Origin of the sequence: Pleurocapsa sp. PCC 7319 (assembly GCF_000332195.1) — a bacterium.
GTDB lineage: Bacteria > Cyanobacteriota > Cyanobacteriia > Cyanobacteriales > Xenococcaceae > Waterburya.
In genome coordinates this window covers 58,291-75,874 of record NZ_KB235917.1, presented here as the reverse complement: position 1 = coordinate 75,874, position 17,584 = coordinate 58,291, and the positions used below count along the sequence as shown (strand labels likewise).

General features: G+C 39.5%; 19 protein-coding genes and 1 pseudogene. 9 read left to right on the top strand and 11 right to left on the bottom strand.

The features are described from left to right. Positions 1-2 precede the first annotated feature (2 nt). The gene (locus PLEUR7319_RS0100785) at positions 3-737 is read right to left on the bottom strand and encodes a hypothetical protein (protein WP_019503298.1); all 735 of its coding nucleotides are present in this window, start codon (positions 735-737) and stop codon (positions 3-5) included. Positions 738-859: 122 nt separating this feature from the next. After that, positions 860-1,414 carry a hypothetical protein gene (locus tag PLEUR7319_RS37620; protein ID WP_019503297.1) on the bottom strand — a complete coding sequence of 185 codons (555 nt, stop codon included), beginning with the start codon at positions 1,412-1,414 and terminating at the stop codon, positions 860-862. A 557-nt stretch (positions 1,415-1,971) separates the two neighbouring features. Here PLEUR7319_RS37620 and PLEUR7319_RS0100775 point away from each other — a divergent pair. The 5 genes from PLEUR7319_RS0100775 (at position 1,972) to PLEUR7319_RS0100755 (ending at position 5,227) form a co-directional block, all read left to right on the top strand. Then, a complete protein-coding gene (locus PLEUR7319_RS0100775) occupies positions 1,972-2,688 on the top strand; it encodes a ParA family protein (RefSeq protein ID WP_019503296.1) in 717 nt (238 codons plus the stop codon). Beyond that, positions 2,685-3,098 (top strand): hypothetical protein, encoded by a 414-nt coding sequence (locus PLEUR7319_RS38770; RefSeq protein ID WP_083892428.1) that lies wholly within the window; start codon positions 2,685-2,687, stop codon positions 3,096-3,098. Before PLEUR7319_RS0100775 ends, PLEUR7319_RS38770 begins: the two co-directional genes overlap by 4 nt. Positions 3,099-3,141: 43 nt before the next feature. Continuing rightward, complete coding sequence (locus PLEUR7319_RS0100765; RefSeq protein ID WP_019503294.1) at positions 3,142-3,429, top strand: hypothetical protein; 288 nt, start codon at positions 3,142-3,144, stop codon at positions 3,427-3,429. Positions 3,430-3,787: 358 nt separating this feature from the next. Continuing rightward, a complete protein-coding gene (locus tag PLEUR7319_RS0100760; protein ID WP_019503293.1) occupies positions 3,788-4,579 on the top strand; it encodes an SAM-dependent methyltransferase in 792 nt (263 codons plus the stop codon). Between the two features lie 357 nt (positions 4,580-4,936). Next, a complete protein-coding gene (locus PLEUR7319_RS0100755) occupies positions 4,937-5,227 on the top strand; it encodes a hypothetical protein (protein WP_019503292.1) in 291 nt (96 codons plus the stop codon). Between the two features lie 95 nt (positions 5,228-5,322). Here PLEUR7319_RS0100755 and PLEUR7319_RS0100750 read toward each other — a convergent pair whose 3' ends face one another. The 8 genes and pseudogenes from PLEUR7319_RS0100750 to PLEUR7319_RS0100715 all read right to left on the bottom strand — a co-directional run bounded on the left by PLEUR7319_RS0100750 (position 5,323) and on the right by PLEUR7319_RS0100715 (position 13,374). Beyond that, positions 5,323-8,376 (bottom strand): filamentous hemagglutinin N-terminal domain-containing protein, encoded by a 3,054-nt coding sequence (locus tag PLEUR7319_RS0100750; RefSeq protein WP_019503291.1) that lies wholly within the window; start codon positions 8,374-8,376, stop codon positions 5,323-5,325. Between the two features lie 186 nt (positions 8,377-8,562). Further along, positions 8,563-8,877: pseudogene (locus PLEUR7319_RS0100745) on the bottom strand (DnaB-like helicase C-terminal domain-containing protein); the annotation flags it as partial. Between the two features lie 38 nt (positions 8,878-8,915). Beyond that, positions 8,916-10,691, bottom strand: coding sequence for a hypothetical protein (locus PLEUR7319_RS0100740; RefSeq protein WP_019503289.1), 1,776 nt, complete (start codon positions 10,689-10,691; stop codon positions 8,916-8,918). Next, positions 10,691-10,834, bottom strand: a complete 144-nt coding sequence (locus tag PLEUR7319_RS42400) for a hypothetical protein (protein ID WP_019503288.1) — start codon at positions 10,832-10,834, stop codon at positions 10,691-10,693. Before PLEUR7319_RS42400 ends, PLEUR7319_RS0100740 begins: the two co-directional genes overlap by 1 nt. A 393-nt stretch (positions 10,835-11,227) precedes the next feature. Next, a complete protein-coding gene (locus PLEUR7319_RS0100730; protein WP_019503286.1) occupies positions 11,228-11,767 on the bottom strand; it encodes a siphovirus Gp157 family protein in 540 nt (179 codons plus the stop codon). Between the two features lie 60 nt (positions 11,768-11,827). After that, on the bottom strand, positions 11,828-12,547 hold the full coding sequence (locus PLEUR7319_RS0100725) for a hypothetical protein (protein ID WP_019503285.1): 720 nt from the start codon (positions 12,545-12,547) through the stop codon (positions 11,828-11,830). A gap of 98 nt (positions 12,548-12,645) precedes the next feature. Continuing rightward, on the bottom strand, positions 12,646-12,888 hold the full coding sequence (locus tag PLEUR7319_RS0100720) for a hypothetical protein (RefSeq protein ID WP_019503284.1): 243 nt from the start codon (positions 12,886-12,888) through the stop codon (positions 12,646-12,648). Positions 12,889-12,972: 84 nt separating this feature from the next. Next, positions 12,973-13,374 (bottom strand): hypothetical protein, encoded by a 402-nt coding sequence (locus PLEUR7319_RS0100715; protein WP_019503283.1) that lies wholly within the window; start codon positions 13,372-13,374, stop codon positions 12,973-12,975. Positions 13,375-13,573: 199 nt separating this feature from the next. Between PLEUR7319_RS0100715 and PLEUR7319_RS0100710 the strand changes: the two genes are divergently transcribed. The 3 genes from PLEUR7319_RS0100710 (at position 13,574) to PLEUR7319_RS40390 (ending at position 15,104) form a co-directional block, all read left to right on the top strand. Beyond that, positions 13,574-13,789 carry a hypothetical protein gene (locus tag PLEUR7319_RS0100710; protein WP_019503282.1) on the top strand — a complete coding sequence of 72 codons (216 nt, stop codon included), beginning with the start codon at positions 13,574-13,576 and terminating at the stop codon, positions 13,787-13,789. A 671-nt stretch (positions 13,790-14,460) separates the two neighbouring features. Beyond that, complete coding sequence (locus PLEUR7319_RS0100705) at positions 14,461-14,757, top strand: hypothetical protein (protein ID WP_019503281.1); 297 nt, start codon at positions 14,461-14,463, stop codon at positions 14,755-14,757. Positions 14,758-14,783: 26 nt separating this feature from the next. Further along, positions 14,784-15,104 carry a hypothetical protein gene (locus tag PLEUR7319_RS40390; protein WP_144054207.1) on the top strand — a complete coding sequence of 107 codons (321 nt, stop codon included), beginning with the start codon at positions 14,784-14,786 and terminating at the stop codon, positions 15,102-15,104. Here the strand turns inward: PLEUR7319_RS40390 and PLEUR7319_RS33660 are convergent. After that, on the bottom strand, positions 15,051-16,463 hold the full coding sequence (locus PLEUR7319_RS33660) for an RNA-guided endonuclease TnpB family protein (RefSeq protein ID WP_019503280.1): 1,413 nt from the start codon (positions 16,461-16,463) through the stop codon (positions 15,051-15,053). The genes PLEUR7319_RS40390 and PLEUR7319_RS33660 overlap by 54 nt on opposite strands. 64 nt (positions 16,464-16,527) lie before the next feature. On the opposite strand from PLEUR7319_RS33660, the gene tnpA reads away from it, so the two are divergent. Further along, positions 16,528-16,950, top strand: a complete 423-nt coding sequence (gene tnpA, locus PLEUR7319_RS0100695) for an IS200/IS605 family transposase (protein WP_019503279.1) — start codon at positions 16,528-16,530, stop codon at positions 16,948-16,950. Positions 16,951-17,584 lie beyond the last annotated feature (634 nt).

The window sequence follows — 17,584 nt, the reverse complement described above, 5'->3', positions numbered from 1 at the left end:
ACTTACTGTCCTAACCTTTTTCTTGCACCTTTGATACTACCTAATTGCTTAAGAGTCATACCAGTAACCAAACTAACACCACCAAAGATATAGAGAGATTTATTACCCGTACCCATGCCAATAAATCGGACAATACCGAAGCTCATCAGACAGGCAAGGATTATGGGCATAATCACAACATACTGAGTATGTTCGGGTTTGTCCTGCTTCAGTCCGAGGGCTTCATTCTTGATGATTTTCCTGGCTAACATGGGGTTACGTCCTGCTAGGGGTTGCAGTTCTGCCAGACGAGATTTATCAATCTTTAATCCCTGTTTCTGTGCCTCTGCTTCCATCACTTCTCTAATATGACGATCGCTTGGTAAATCCAATTCAATCTCCAACATATCGAGAAAGATATCTCGCCCAGGATTAGCCACAGCAAAGCAGACAACTCTCGCCCCTGCACTAATCATGTCTTCCAACCAATATCTAATAGAGGTAGTCAACCGTTTAGCTTCGGGGAAGATGAGCAGAGTATTTTCATTACTGTTAACAAAAATCTCTTCTTTGAGAGCATCAACAGTCATGGGTTTATCTCGGTCATCCTCTGTCGGACAACCAAGCTGCATGGCGATTGCGCTCCGCGCACTGGCAAAGCCAATCGCCATAAAGAATTTCTTAATTGAACCCTTGTAAGTAGCGATTGCGCAACGCGCACTGGCGGAGCCAATCGCTGATTGATACTCCCCTAGCATTTCATCATGAAGAGTCTTAGCAAAATCAGTTTTACCTGAACCAGCTTCACCTAGAACAATTACAGAATTTCCAGCAGCGATCGCATTGACTACATTATCGAAAGAATCATTATCTTTGAAACTTACACTTCGGCTTGTGCTTTTTGACTGCGGTGTTGATTCAGAAGTTGAGTCGCGATGTCTGCTGGACGAAACTTTGGGTTAGCCACCTCATGAGCAATGTTTACTTTCTCCTGTAAGTCGGGGGATAAATCATCAAAGCTCATTTGACTCGCCAACTGAATTTTAATCAGGTCGTTCATAGCCATGCCACGGGCAGCTAATTCTTCGGCTTCTCTGACTATGTTTGATTCAACTTTGGCGGTAGGTTCTTCAGCGTTAACATAGATATCATTTTGAGATTCTATATTATTAGAAACCATTTCATTACTATCATCAACTTTGACAATTGAATTATTACTAAATCCGTTACGCTTTCCTGTCTGGCTAACGTGATTTCTTAAAGCTCTAATTTCATCTGCTTGTTCATTTGTCAGATAAGCCTTACCTTCAGAATCTTTCTCTGGAGTGATATCTAGATAGTTTAAGTCTTTGTAGTAGGCATCTTTTTTAATACCTAGTTCAGACATAAGCTCGTCAGGACGGATGCAGTTAGTAGGTGCAGAATTCTGTGTCATAGTAACGAATTTATTAAAAAAAAGTTTTTTTCTTACATACATAATATGTACACGCCAAATAAATTTTTATGACCCACATCACAGAATTCGCTACCGAACCCCAGAAACACCCCGAAACGACATGATTAATTTTGTAGCTTCACGAGTTACTTAGAATGTAATCGCCTTGTGAGGGCAAAAGTAGAAGCGATATTTTTAGGCAGTGGTTAAAAGTAGGTGTGAGCTGAAGTGATGAAGGTGAATAAACAAGCAAGACTACACTTGAGCTTCAAAATAAAATTTACTTGATTATCTTTACTACTGCTGTGGGTGCTAGATACTGTGCTAGTTGAGCTTCAATATGGTTTTAACCTATTAACTTTTTAACTCTTAAAGGTATTAGACGTTTATAGGTTTAAGGTTTATTGGTATTAACTGTTTAACCTTTTAAGGTATTAGATTATTAACCTAACAAACTATTAAGCTTTTAGACGTTAATGGGTTGATAGGTTTAAATGATTAACGTAATAAGGGAATAAGGTATTAACGTAGTAAGGTATTAGACCTTTCAAAAGGATATGTTGAAAATCGCCGTTTTTAATTTCAAGGGCGGTACAGGGAAAAGTACCACTACCCTTAATCTAGGTGCAAGTTTGGCTACCTCGAAGAGAAAAGTATTGTTGATTGATTTAGATGGACAAAGAACTCTGAGTTTTGGTTTGGGTTTAGATGGTGATGCACCTACAGCAATGAATTGGTTGAGTGATGGAGAAGTGCAACCATTGGCAACCAGTACGAAAAATCTCTGGTTGATACCTGGAGACATAGGGATGTTTCAGTTAGATGCTGACTCGGATCTATTTACCCCTGCACTGAATAAACTAAAAGACTTTGATGTTTGTTTGATGGACTGTTCCCCTGGTTTGGGTATCGCCTCGGTACAGGCGATCTTGGCAAGCGATCGCGTATTGATGCCCGTCATCTGTGAACCTGCCGTATTAAAAGGATTATCCGAGGCATTACAGCTAATCAAAGGAGAACGTCCCGATGTCCCCATCGATGTTGCTAGAGTCAGATATCGCTCTAAATTAGTCATCACTAGAGAAGCCGATAACTTACTAACTGAAGCAGCAGCAGAATCAGGCTATACCCTGTTTAAAACCCTCGTACCAGAAAACATCTCCGTCGCTGAAGCGATCGCCCAACAGATACCCGTGACCGACTATGCACCGCGATCGCCTGGGGCAAAAGCCTATCAATCACTGGCTAAAGAATGTATGAGGTTATGGAAATGAGCGACAGAATGAAGGGCATGAAACTAGGTAACTTTTCTGGCATCAAAAAAACTCAACCAGAACCCAGCAAACCACCAGAACAAACACCAGAACCTAAAACCGAGCCTGAAGTCAAAAAAACCAAAGCTAAACCTGCCAAAACTACAAAATCCAAAGCTAAAGTAGTCAAAAAAACTAAGGCAAAGGAACAGTTGGTTACGGTGAATATCAAAATCAGAAAAGACCAAAAGGCATGGCTTACAGATACCGCCAGCACTGTGCGAAACAACAACTCCGATCCAGTACCACCCTCAGAGAGAGTTTATCCGCAGCATCTTATTGGTGTTGCGATCGATTTGCTGCAAAATATGGACGTTGATTGGGATGAAGTTAAGAATGTAGAAGAGTTGAGAGAACTACTAAAAATTTAATTCACTCTGAACCAAACAAACACAGTCCAAATTATTTAATCCCATGAAAAAAATCGAAAACTATATAGATGCAGCTCGTAATTTTAATTCAAATTCAGAGAGCAATTCAAATTTGAAAGTAGTAGAAAAGCCAAAAACTGATGATGATAGCGATCGCGGATTTGCTGAATATGCTTTTAATGACGGGGTAATAGTTCGCCATAGCTGGAATTGCAATACATATTTCGGTCATAAAGATTACGACCACAGCATTGAAGTAGTAGGCAATGCAGGACACGAGTTTGAAAAGAAAGTTTTATCTTACAATATGCAAAATTCCAAGGAACTGTAAAATACGTTTTCGTTTGATGTAAAAACATTACGAAAACATTTCACCTATAAAGGTATAGATTCTTGCGTCAAATTTGCTTATGAAGAGATGGCTAAAGACATCAAGTTATCTCTTGCCGTTGACTAAAAATTTTAGATTATAGTAGCCTAAAATAAGCGTGAGTTTATCGATAGCATCATGATTCAAGGTAGAATTCCCGAAATTACTATTAAATTCAGCGAGAAGCCAGACTGAGGTTAGGAATGTGAAGAAGTTGAGGAAACAATACTGATAAGACGAGAGAAATAATCGGTCGCTCGCTCGACTTAGACCTGGAGGGTTACTGTAAATTTAAGGATATGACGTAATTAACTTGCCAATGCAGAATAAAGTAAGCTTAACTTCTAGATATATGGCTGCTGTTCGTGCCATTGAACACCAAAGACCAGACCGTTTATTCTCAGATCCTTTAGCCGAAAAACTAGCAGGAGCAGAAATCATAGCTGAAATTGCACCTCGCGCTCAAGAATACGAAGATAGGGGTAGACCAGTTGTCGCAGTCAGAACTCGCTTTTTTGACGATTTTTTAATGTCCTCTGCTTCTTCTATACGCCAAGTAGTTATCTTAGGAGCAGGAATGGATACTAGAGCTTTCCGTCTCCCGTGGCATCCTGACACGTATTTGTACGAAATTGATCAACCCGATGTAATACAACTTAAAGAGTCTCTTCTAGATTCAACTCCAGCAATTTGTCATCGACAGGTAATACCTATTGATTTGAGAGAGTCTTGGTCAGAGAAACTACTCCAGAAAGGATTTGAAACTAAAAGCCCGTCTATTTGGCTGCTAGAAGGAGTTTTATACTATTTGACTAAAACAGATGCTTGTGATTTGCTGAAAACGATTACAGATTTAAGTACCGATGGCAGTTTTTTGGGTGCGGATGTACTGAATGAAAAAATGCAAAAATCCGACAACGGCTTGGCTAAATATTGGCTCTTTGGATTTGATGAACCCGAAAAATTGTTTGCATCCTTCGGATGGCAAGCGGATGTAGTTCAATTTGGAGACGATACAGCTAATTTTGGTCGCTTTAAGTATAAATTTCCACCCCGTGAAGTTCTAGATATAGCCCGTGGTTTTTTGGTAACAGCTAGAAAAAAAGGTTAAATTTGACGCTTATTCAAAATCCTTAATATTTCTTCAACTGAGACTTTCTCATCATTCATTTTTTCTATCTGCGATCGCTTACTCTTAGGAACATACCTGCTCTTTTTAGACTGGCGATTGGCGCTCCGCCAGTGCGCGGAGCGCAATCGCATAGATTTTTTGGGCAATCCGCTTTGATTTTTTACCAAAGCGATCGCGCCATTAGCAGGTCAAGCAGCGTGCCTTGGTATATGAGATTTAAGGAGAAATTAAAAGGTAAAAATTACAACTATCGATTCGCCGAAAATCTCTCTAAAGAACCGTGTTTATCTTTTTTTTTACTGTGAAACTAAATGATAAATACAATTCACTAAGACTATGGAAAAAGAGACGCTGTTCGATAAATTCTTCCGTGACAGCAATGGTAATATTGTTATCGCTCAACCACCAAACCCACCTATTCTTGTCTGGGGTGTAGCTAGTTTGCTCAAGCTAATTTTTACTAGTGGTTTGACTAACGTGGGGTTAGACTTAATAGCCTTTGGTTCTCTATTTACTTGGGCGTGGCTTGAATTATTTCAGGGTGTCAATTATTTCCGCAGAACTCTGGGTTTGGTCGTGTTAGTTGGATTCGTGGGATTGAGAATTTTCAGCTACAACCCAGTTTAAACTTCAATCGCTACTGCTTGAAAAGTCGCCTGTAAAAATTAGAGCGATCGCATCAATCTTTTAGGCGACCCGCTCTGACTCTCATAAATTTAAAACTAGCTACAGTTGGGCTTGATTTCGGGCAGTCTTTCTCCTGAATTATTAGTTCGATAGGCAGTTAGAATTATTTCTCCTGACTCAGTAAACTTAATGCCTCTGGCTGGCTGGATTTTGCCTTGAGCAGTTTCAATCGGTGCGGGGATGGTTGATGTTGGATTGGTTGAACCATTGATAGCGATGTTTTGAGAATTTAAGGGTATTCCTGGTTCGGCTGGAATACCACCTTTGCCTGTAATATTTAATCCGTTTTTTGCTGCTATCTCGCGATTGGCTCGACAAGCTTGCGCTACCGTTTCTTCAGGTACGACTATATTTGTGGGTAGTTCGGTCGCTCCCTGAATGGGATTAATATCTGGAGTATTAATAGTAATACTACCATCCAAACTAAACTCCGAACTAGCATCAATATCATTAGTTTGGTTTCCTTCTATAGCCATTCCCTCTTTGATACCCAATAAAGATTCCGCAGTGATATTAATATTGCCTCCATCTCCCTCTACTGCACTAGCAATAATATCGCTACCGTTTCCAGCTATTTGATTGGGGAAAGCAACAATAAACTCGGTGTTTATATCAATGTTACCACCAGTAGCACCTTCAGTTGCTTGACTAGATATCAAGCTATTGTCACGCATTTGTAAAGTGCCATCAATATTCAAGTTGATAACTCCACCCGTACCAGTATTGGCAGTAGTCTCTGCTAAGATTGATGCACCGTTTTCAAGTGTCAAAGAATTTGCATTTACTTCAAGTTCACCACCTACACCATTAGCATTAGCTGCGCTAATAATTCCATTGTTGACTTCAATAGAATTAGCTTCAATAGTTAAACTTCCAGCAGCACCAGTACCAGGTTCGGGAAGCGTTTCACCAGAAAAAGCCGTTGGAAAATTACCAACATCAATTACTGCTTCATCTCTCATAATTAGTTTGTCAGTAGTGATGGTTAAGTTACCAGCATCTCCATTGCCATTAAGCGCACTCGCGAAAATAGCCGTTGGAAAATTACCATCAGAACCACTTATTTGTATTTCAGAGGCTGTAATAGTCAAATTACCTGCATTTCCCTCTCCAAATGTACTGGCATCAATCCTTCCTCCTTGAATAACAGTCAAGTTTTGAACGTCAATAGTCAAATTACCTGCATTTCCCTCTTCAAAAGTTCTATTTCTTATAAATCCATTATCTTTCACGGTAAGAGAAGGCGTGGAGATATTAATATCACCTCCATCTCCTATCACGCCCTCAAAATCATCTACTGTAGCGGTGATTTGACTAGGGACTATATCTGTAGAATTGGCAAACGCTCCAAGACCTTCTCCTTCCAAAATTACGCGATCGCTAGCTTCGATATTAATATTTCCACCATTTCCAATATTTTCTGTATCAGTTAGCAATGCAGAACCCTCTTGAAGTAGTAAAGAAGTTGTTTCTATATTAATGTCACCTCCTTCTCCCATACCAGTTCCTTCGGTAACTTCTGCAAGAATGCTAGAGTTGACCAAATTTACTTCATCTTCAACAAAAATATCGACATTGCCAGCATTACCCATTCCTGCTGTGTTACTGAGAATCTGAGCGCGATTGGTCATAGAAAACGAATTAGCAGTTATTTCTAATCCACCAGCATTGCCCACACCTCCCTCAGTGGTAAGACTAAAAGCACCACTGGGAGAATCATTGACATTGCGTCCATCTAAAGAAACGGTATTACTATCAATTATAATTTTTCCCGAATTTCCTTCTCCACCAAACACGATTGATTGAATTTGCCCCCCTTGATTAACTTCAAGTAGCTCGGCAATAATATTAACGCCACCACTATTACCTATCCCGCTAGATTCTACATTGCTATAAATAGAGGTAAAGTTATTGTTGTCCCCCTCTTCCAACACAACGGATTCACTTGCGTTAATCAATATTGTTCCTCCATCTCCTAAACCAAAAGTACTAGAGCCAATTTGAGCACCATTGGTCACTGAAAGATTAGCAGTATCAATATTAAGTGTTCCAGAGTTGCCAATTGCATCTGAATCTACCTGATTGAAAATACCTGAAACGTCCCCATCTTCGGTTACGCCATCAACTGTAACCGATTCGTTAGCCTGAAGTGTAATATCTCCTGCTTGAGCATTAGCAGAACCCAAGCCACTAAAAATTCCTGCAAATAAACCACTACCCTCTAAGATATCAATATTATTAGCAGTAATTGCAATATCTCCTCCGCCACTTCCCGACACTAGAAAACCTGCATTATTAATTAGAGAAACATTTGCTCTAGCTAAGTCATCAGGAAAATCGAAGTTAATATTATCGCCTTCAAAATTTATTCCTAGTGTTCCTGATTCACCAACTGCACCTAACTCAACTCTGCCTCCGACTGCAACTATTCCTCCACCATCGGCTGTAATATCTCCTCCTGCTAGACCAAATGTTTTACCATCAGGGACTCTCAAGCCAAATAAATTATCATCAAAAGAAGGTGCTGGATTAAAATCTGCTGAACCTGGAGGTTGTCTCTCAATATTTATAGGTTCAGGATTATCACGAAAATTCAAACCAATCGGCGCATTTACTGTTAGCAAAGGAGGATTATCTAAATCTGCTGCGCTAAATTCCCCATCCTCAAACAAAATACTGTCGGCGGTAGTCCCCAAAAACGAACCACCAATATCTAACCGCGCATTCTCACCAAACATTATTCCTGCGGGGTTAATTAAAAACAAGCTAGCATTACCGTTTGCTCTAATCGTTCCATCAATATCAGAGGCACGCCCACCAGTTACTCGACTGAAAATATTAGAAACATTAGTAGCATTATTGAAAAAAGCCTCATTCCCCGTAGAAACGGAAAAATCTTGAAAGCTATGAAACAGATTACTGCCCCTAGTTTCCCCTCCCGTTATTTCTGCAACATTACCATTCTGATTCACTTGAGTATTAACTGTGCCATCAGGGGTAACTTGAGCTAAAGATATATCAGTAGTGGCGTAGAGATAGCCAAAAGTACACAGACTTATCTGCAACAGAGGAGAGAAAGTTTTCTGCACGGTAGTAGTATTATTGAGCCAAGATTTATCACTTCAAAAATACTACCATTTTTACTAGTTATTTCAGATTAGTTTTAAATTATTTTCTCATCTTCCTCAAAACCTTCAAGATCTCTCTAACTGGCACTTTCTCAGCCTCTAACTTCTCCACTCTTGCCACTAACCGCCCCCAAAAATTCCCAACAATCAATTAAACTCATACGCCTTCAAACTATCAATCATCCCGCAGGACTTATCAAACAACAGTTCAATCTTGCCCGTATCCCCATGTCTAGCCTTAGCCAGTATCAGTTCTAGAATATTAGGGTACATAGTATCAGGATAGTAATACTCATCTCTATAGGCAAAGATAATGTTATCTGCCACCATTTCTAAAATTCCTGATTGAGATAAATCGGACATCATGGGGCGTTTATCATGTCGCTGTTCTACTCCCCTAGATACCTGAGATAAAGCCAATACAGGTGCGTCAATTTCCCCTGCTAGTTTATAAAGCGATCGCCTATTCTACGTCTGGTGATCAAGCTGGGAAAGGTTGACTACTCCTCGACTAGTGGCGGTGCTTTAACCCCGACTATTTCTCCCAACTCGTTCGTTATGAATTCATAATCACTATGCCAAAGTTGAGGCATAATCTGTTTGCTAGTTATGGGGTTAGACAGATAATCATTAATCTCGGCAACAGACATCTGACTAATATTGGTTTTTAGCTTTTTCTTGGCGCTACTTGTGACTTTGACTTCAGACTTGGAACCAACGGGCATCTTTTGGATAAATTTTCTGAGACTAGGATCTTCTAGGGCTTTGGTCATTAGGAATTTTGTTAAGTCACTAATTGGTTTGGATTTAGTTGCCGAATATGTCTTTTCTTTTTCTTGATCATCTTCATCCGTCCAAGGAGCGGAAATCTCTAAAAACTTAGATGGTGATTCTTCAAAATTCTCTAACTGAAGATTCCTCGCAGCTTCTATAGGAGCTGAAACATTGCTGTTAACAGCAATAATCTTGTCACCAGCAGCAGATGCTTCTTCAATTGAGGGTTCAATTCGTTCTCTCGTCCAAACAGGAGTATTAGGATTGCTGACACCAAGGGCGCGATCGCGTTCTACCTGCTCGGAAACATTAACCACACTGCGCTTAAATTGACCCCAGAAGGCTGTTGCTTGTCTCGGCTGGCTTAGTATCCGAAATACTTCATTACGGGCTTGCTCTTGAGTTTGAGTGTTGTTTCCTTTGATAATTTTCTCGGTTAGGTACTCGATAAACATCGGATAGGGGACACCAGGTTCAACTTCCCACTCAGGCTTAGTCGATGTACCGATAGGCAATCCTGCTTTAAAATCATCCCAGTAAGTATGTTCTTCCCCGCGTTTGAGTTGAGCAATGATGGTCTTAGCTAATCCTTGGGGAGAATGAGAGTTAGCCACGATAGGCAATGCTTGAATCAATTCCCGATAAAACTGAGATCTTTCTGCTTCATCTTGCCAAGGGGCTTCCTGATCTCGTTTCTGCTTGGTAGGAGTGACTTTTAATTTTGGTGATGGTCGCTCGGATTTTTGTACTTCTTTTGTCTCTTGTTGTCTTGAGTTTTTATCAGTACTTATGTTTTGATTGATGTTTTCTTCAACTCGCCCAACATTAGTTTCTTTTTCAATCACTTTCGGATTAACAGAATCAACTTCTGAAATCTTAGGTAGTTCAAGATTACTAAAGTAAACTTCTTTTTCTTGGTAATTGTCTTTTTTTTCTTCACCCTCACAAGGGAGGGTAGGGTGGGATAAGTCTCTGGAAATGTTTTCTATGGAAGTATTCTTTGTTTTGTTTTTCGCACTCTCACAAAACTGTTTTTCGGAGCTTTCACAAAACTGTTTTGTTGAACTCACAAAACTGACGTTTTCAGTAGTTACAGCCATTTCTTGTTCTCGAAATAGTTTTTCTAATTCCTCGTAGTTCACACTGTAGTAATAGGTGCGATTCTTAGGAGCATAATTATTACCGTGATGTTCTTTAAATAAATGCTCTTTTAATAAAATGCCTTTCTTGACTAAAGAAGCGATCGCTGTTCTTAGTTGCCAGCTACTAAAACCGATAAACGCTTCACTGAGCCATTCTCTAATCGGTTTGTAAATCCAACGAATATCATTGATGATTACGCCGTACTCGGAGTAACTCCAGTAATGAAGCTGCTGAACTATCCGAGCTTCGATATAGTCGCCGATAAGAGCTACAAAGGAGTTAGAAACAACAATCGTATCGAATTTAGTCTTGAGACTTTCTATTTTGATTACTGGAGTATCAAATATTGCTAACTGCATTACTCAACGCCTCCAGCAATATTTTTTTGTAAGACCTGAAACCCTTTAAAAATAAGGTTTTCGACAATTATTTCTCGGAATTTTTGCCAGTTTTTCGCTACTCTTTTACGAAAAAACTTCTTTTCAACCTTCGTTTGTGGCATAATTTAGGCGTGGCTCAAATATTTGTACACGAAACCGCGCCACCTATCTCAATAGAGAAGGCGGTTGGGTTTAAAAGAGAGCAGTTGTCAAACCTACCAAAGTACGGCAACTGTTTTCGCTTTTATATAGGGTTATTGTATAGCTTTATTTGCACTTATTCTGTATTATTCATAGATCTTTTTGACATTTTGTAGATTTCCACGAATTTGAGCGATTGTGACTGGCATTTTTGGCTGAAGATGTCATTTAAATTACATCTTGTATTGTGGAATATATCAGCCTCCAATCTAGGCAATTTGGCTGATTTTGCAATCAGTATTCTTACTGTTTTGCTCAATTTTCCCAAATTATCAGTAATTTTCCTTTTTTTTGCGATCGCCACAGCCAAACAATTATCTAATAGTTACAGAATATTCTTGATTTTCAGAGAGGAAAGCCCAACCAATCGCACCTTGAGCATCAACCTTAAGCAGCTTCCTAATTTTGGTTAAATCTGGTTTGTAGCTAACTTGGACATATTCGGCGGGTAATTTTTCAGGAGGAACATTTAACAACACCTGGGGCTGTTTTTTCCTCAAACTAATCTTGACCGTTGCGCCATCAATTTTTTGAACATCAGAGCGAATCATTTGATCAATCAGATATTTTCTCAGTCTCGCTGCGCCATTTTCAGCTTGTTTTGCTAAAGTTTGAACCCTTCTAGCTTCAGCTTTTCTGGCTTCTGCGAGGGCTTCTTGATGCTTGATATATCTAGCTACCTGTTCAGCTTTACTCTTAAATGATTCTCCAGTTTCGAGCCATTGATTAAAGGTTTCTTGGAGCTTGGTTTCTCGTTCTTCGTCGGTTAAAGTCTCATCGTCTGCGATAGTCGCGATCGCATTCTCAAGCTGTTGGATTTCGTCCGATAATTCCCAGAGTCTTGTTGTAGTCATAGTTTTAATGTTTTTTTTTGGGGATAAAGCGATCGCTTGTCAGGCGATCGCCTAAGATAATTAAGCAGCAGGTAAGCTATGGGTTGAACTTCCAGCTAACTCTTGTCTTTGTGCTGTAAATGCCTGTAACTGTTGGGCTGTCCAGCCATCGACACAAGTTAAATCACGAGTTGCTTCGATGTCGATTAACTGTTCTTGGTACGCAGACATAAAATTAGCAATCAGATCCAGTTGATCTTTTTCCTCTTTAGATTCTCGTTCTCTCCAATCAAAATCGACGGTATAGTAAGTTCCTTTGTCTCCTACTTCCTTATTGAAACCGAGGGTAAAAATTCCTAGTCCTGGATCGCCATGTTCCATCACTTCTTGAACTTTATTGAACAGATGAGCGATCGATTGCTTTTTGATATAGCTACAGCAAACGGTATTTTTAGGAAGTATTGAAGAGTCAACGTTAGAACAAGGGACAAAAAATAACTGAAGCCAGAGAACATTCTCAGTTTTGCCCAAAGTGCCGAAGAATTTAGAAACTTTGATGATGCTAATATCAATCTTTTGGTCAGGATTAGTTTTGCGGTGTTGGGCTTCATTTCCACCAACAAACAAACCCCCATCCTTACAGTTGAGTCTTACTGAGTAAGGAACGTCGGGAAGACAGATAGCATTATCGGGGCGAGTACCAAATACGCTGAATTGATTTGATTTTTTAGTTGCCATTGTTTGAATTTTCTTGAATTTACGTTTGATGTCGTGGCGAAAGTTGGAATGTGGGGGAGTCATGGGCGCGTTTTTTTCCTTCGCAGAATACAGAATTTTTCGTTTTCCTTACTTCAGGGAGCGAAAAAAAATTCACTGCGTCGCACACATGACTGTTCAATTTATGCTGCTGCTAAATATTCGCTCACAGCTTCATCTATCTTTTCTCTCAAGCGATCGCTAATATATTTCTCTGGATTAGTTGAGAACTCGTCAATTAAATCGTTTACCGCTTCAAACATGATAGGAACTAAGACGAAGGGCGGGACGTGACTGTATTCGCTCTCTGCATAGATGAAGTTTTCGGCGATGTCTTCAAGGCAATCGGATAGAGAGATGGTGTATCGGTCTGTTTTCTGAGTCATGATGAATTATTTTCTAGAATTTATGTAGGGAGAATGAAAATAAAGTGACTAGCATTCTCAACTAGTCACAGAGCATAGAAAGCTTTACCAACGGGGCTTATAGCCTGTGGCGTAGTAGCTATACTCGTCTGATTCGATATGATTGAAATCGTTTTCAGCCCAAAGCAAAAAATCTAAGCCATTGGTTTCATCATCTGAATGTCTTTGCATTCCTCTGATTTTGATTTCAGCTTCAAAATCTTTGAGATACTTTGGTTGGCGAACCTCGCACCAGTAGCAGCCTAGAGCGTTATTGATATATCTGATTTTTTCGGCTACTTCGTCTTTTTTGCAGCCTAAATAAACTATAAAAGCTGGGTCGGTATCTGTCGCATTGCCCCAATTATGGCGATCAGCTTTAGTAGCTTCGCAGATAGCTACGTTCTCGCATAGTTGCGTGACTTTGAAGCTTCCTTTTGGGGAAACTTTGATCGTTTGATTTATCATGTTAATTGTCTGAATTGATTTGATTTGATTTGGATTTAATCGAGGTTTGATACTTTGCTGGTTTCTACCTCGATTAATCTTTATTATAATATGTCCGACTCATTAAAGACATCGAAATATAGTATGTTTGACGTACATCTAATAAGTTATTTTTATGTGTCCGACGTGTTAATATATATGAACATTTAGATTTGAGATTATGCCTAAAGGTAGACCAGGGGGAAACCCAGAAATAGCTAAGTATGGTTTCAAACAAAAGTTTGATTGGGATGAGCCTTGTAACGAGAAAATGACTCTAAGATTGCCATCCAGCATGAAAGCAGCGATTAAAGCTGGAGTAGTTAAAGATTGGCAGGAAGTAGCCCGAAAAGCGATCGCCTCTGAGATAGAAAAAGCGACAGAGCAAGAGGACTAAAAAAGCGACAACTGCGCGGGAGCAGGAACAGAAACACCGAGCCACCAGCAGCCACCAGGAACAGAAGACAAAGACCAGGACGCACCACCACATTCATCGCACACATATAAACAAACCGAGCGAAGCGAGACAAAACAGGTATTCTAGGCTTGCCGACACACCCCGATGTTAGAAAGCACGGGCATCAAGCGAACAATGGGAGAGAGGAGGTTACGACGAGCGACCCAAATAAACAGAAGTGGCTACCTTAAAAACAAGAAAAAGATAGCCACAACAAACTGTGAGCGACTGACTGTGCTAAACTTTCCGCACTTGAAGGCAAGCCGTAATTAATCGAGCGATTAGCGAGACATACTGGGTGTAAGTAATTTGCAGATTTAATAATTATTGGCTGTTGTGGATGTTGCGATCGCATCCATTGAATAACTAATAATCAACAATTCAATATTTAGAAAAAACAAGGATACTATAGTGGTCGTTTATATTTTTTGCGGCTACATTGTTGTTTTCAGTAGTTTTATGAAATATAAGTATCATCATAATTTAAGACAAGCTATACGTGTTACACTCGAAACAAGCGTTTATATTAAACGTATATTTTATAGGGTTTCAATATTACAATTTTTGTAAATTAGTTTACCCTTACTACTTTCAAGTCCCACTTAAACATTATGATAGACCCTATCTCTTTGACGTTGATTATAGCTAGTCTGGCTTTAGGTAAAGCCAGTTGGTCCTTGGTGGATCAGATTCGTGAATATAATGTAATTAAGAGTAAGGATGCTACCTCTAAAATTCGTGTTGAATTTAAAGATAATAATTTCGTCGAACTAGATTTAGAAAGCCCAGAGAAGTTTTCCGAGTTAATTTCAGAACTAGACAATCACACTACATCGCTAGAGAAGCTTTCAGCTTTCCTTTCAGAAGATGATAGTAATAGTTTTGTTTCACTTGAAAAAACTTTCTAACTAAATTCTAGTAAAAGTCGATACGAATGAATATCAAGAAAGACTCTATTGAAGAAAGTGAGTCACAATCTTCTAGTGCAAGTTATGCGGGAGCAGGCGGTGGTACTATAATAGCTGTTCTTGCAAATCAACTTCCCGATACAAATATTGCGAAACCTATATTGCAATATACAGCCCCCTCAATTACAGTATTAATTTCATTTCTATGGGTATTACTGAGGAATCATTATCGTGATAAAGAAGTTGATACTTTATTTAAAAAAGCTCGGGAAAGGTTAATAAAACGCAATGAACTACCCCAACGCAAGGCGATGGGGTTTCCCATGAACCTTGGAATTGCGTTGTGATTTTTGACGTTTCATCTGCCCAAGTTGCTTCATCGAGCCAGTATGCTTACGCTTACTAGTCAAGGAAGTAGAGCTTAGACATCCACTGTCTGAGAGATGCGTCCCACACCCCTGTTGCTGGTTTGTAGCAACGTTATACATGACAAGTACAGAACCTCGATCACGTTCAATTTCAAAATTACAGCTATCACAAATATGATAGCGATTAGACAAGTTAGCCCAGTCTTTATGTACCGTCCCGCATTTAGGGCATCTTTGACTAGGTTTGACTCTTCTCGTGTTTAATCGAAGTAGCAAACCGCCTTTGGCTTCAATTTTGTAAGCAATCATTTGGTTAAGAGTGCCAAAGCCAACAGAAAGTATAGACTTATTAAGTCCTGCTTTCTGCTTCTTACGAAAGTTGCTCATGGGGGAAACCCCCAAGACCGCACTTTCGCGCTTCTTACGTTTGCTACCTTGTCTTGCTTTGCGTGTTAAGCCTTTGGTATTTAGCTTTTCAGTTACCCCGATGTCATGACGACTTGCTATGTCTGAGGTAATTTTGTGCTGCCAATCGGCACGCTGATTTGCCACTTTGCGCTGTAATTTTGATACTTGTCTTCGTGCTTTTTTCCAACGATTTGAAGCTTTTATGCTTTTCTTTCTATTTGGTGCGCGTTTTCTTCTGAGTTTTTTTGATTCTTGCTTGACTTTCTTCTCTGTATTTTTCGTAAAACGAGGATTAGATACTTCCTCAAACTTTTTACCATCAAAGCAAGTAATAGCAGTAGCAGTACCCAAATCAAAAGCAACTATTGACTCATATTTCAAATCTGACAAAGAACCAAACTTTGCTTGTTCAACTGAAACATTACAAGTAAAACTGGCAAACCACTGTTTTTTGCTTGGCTTATAAACAATGGTTAACGTAGTTGGAGTACACCAAGATTTTGCTTGTCCTCTCATTTTCAGGGTTATACCTAAATCATTAAGAGTAACTACGCCGTGCTTACCGTTGGTTTTAGCCTTCCAACCAGACCTAGAACTATATGTCCAGCCTGAATAATTTCTAATCGCTTTGAACTTTGGCAAGCCTCTTAATCCTTTTAGAAAAGAATTATGGGCTAAATCAACCCTTTTTACTGTTGACTGCAAAGCTTGAGAATGAAGATAAGCAAATTCAACCCATTCTTTTTTGAATGCTGGTAAACAGTTTTGCTGTTGAAAATAGTCAACAGTTTTTTGATTTTTCTTCCACTCAAAGCGGCGATGAGCGATACAAGCATTATAGAGATACCCATGAAGACGACGAGCAGCAAACAATTCTCTTTCTTGAGTCTTGTTTGGGTACAGCCGAAATGTGTATCTTCTAAGTGCCATATGTGATTTAATAGATTTAATGTTTCAGTCGATAAGATAAAGCATATCACAATCAGTCGATGTCATGTCAACTAGCTTAAGAAAAGCTTCACACTCTGTTTTTTCTATTCACTTGCACGTAATTTTTGTGACTAAATATCGTCGCCAAGTTTTGACTAAGGAGATGATTAAGGATGCCAAAAAAGTATTTCAAAGAATTCTAGAATCTAACTACTCAATTTTGTCTAATTGCGAGGGTGAAGCTGACCATTTGCACTTGCTTATTGACTTACATCCAAATAACAATATTTCTAATTTGGTATCTTCTCTCAAATCTGCAAGTAGCAGGATTTTGAGAAAAAAATACCCCCAGGAAATAGCTCAACATTACTGGGGGAAAAATGCTAAATTATGGCATGACTCCAAGTGTATTATTTCTTGTGGCGGCGCACCATTAGAAGTCATCAAACAGTATATTGATAATCAGTCAGGTGGAAAAGAATCTTGATTGGATGCTGCGCAGTTTGTTATTTGTCGTGCATTCATCCCACAACTTAAGAAGATGGGGAATTCTGCACGACACTTCGTTAACGATCCAAACATATCTGATGAGTACCGAAGTGAACTTCAGAAACACTTAAAAGATATTGATTCACTAGATATTGATCGATTAAAATCCAAAATTAAAAGTCTGAAAATAATTAAGTAAAGATAATTAAAACACTTTGTCTATTTCCCATAGAAACCTATTTTGATATTTAATTGAGTTATACTCGTTCGCCAATTTTAAATAAAAAAAGGGGGACGAACCCCCCACAAAAACAACTCAAAGCACAACAGGCACAGAGACGAGCCACACCGCACCAGAGACAGAACAAACTCTCTTCAATTGTCGCTACGCGGTTTTATTGCTTTCCCCCTTTCGTCCCCTCTGGGGTTCGGTCGCTGTGCTTTCCCCACTTTCGACTTCGTTGAATATCACACAGCAATCTAAGTATAGCGGGGGCAAGGGCAGTCGCTTACGCGGTTTGTTATCTGGGGACACCCCAGACCCCGAACGCTCGGCAAGGGTTTCACAAGCTGCGTTGGGGCTAATTTCTAACGTCGCTACGCGGTTTTAATATCTGCCCCACTTGCCCTAT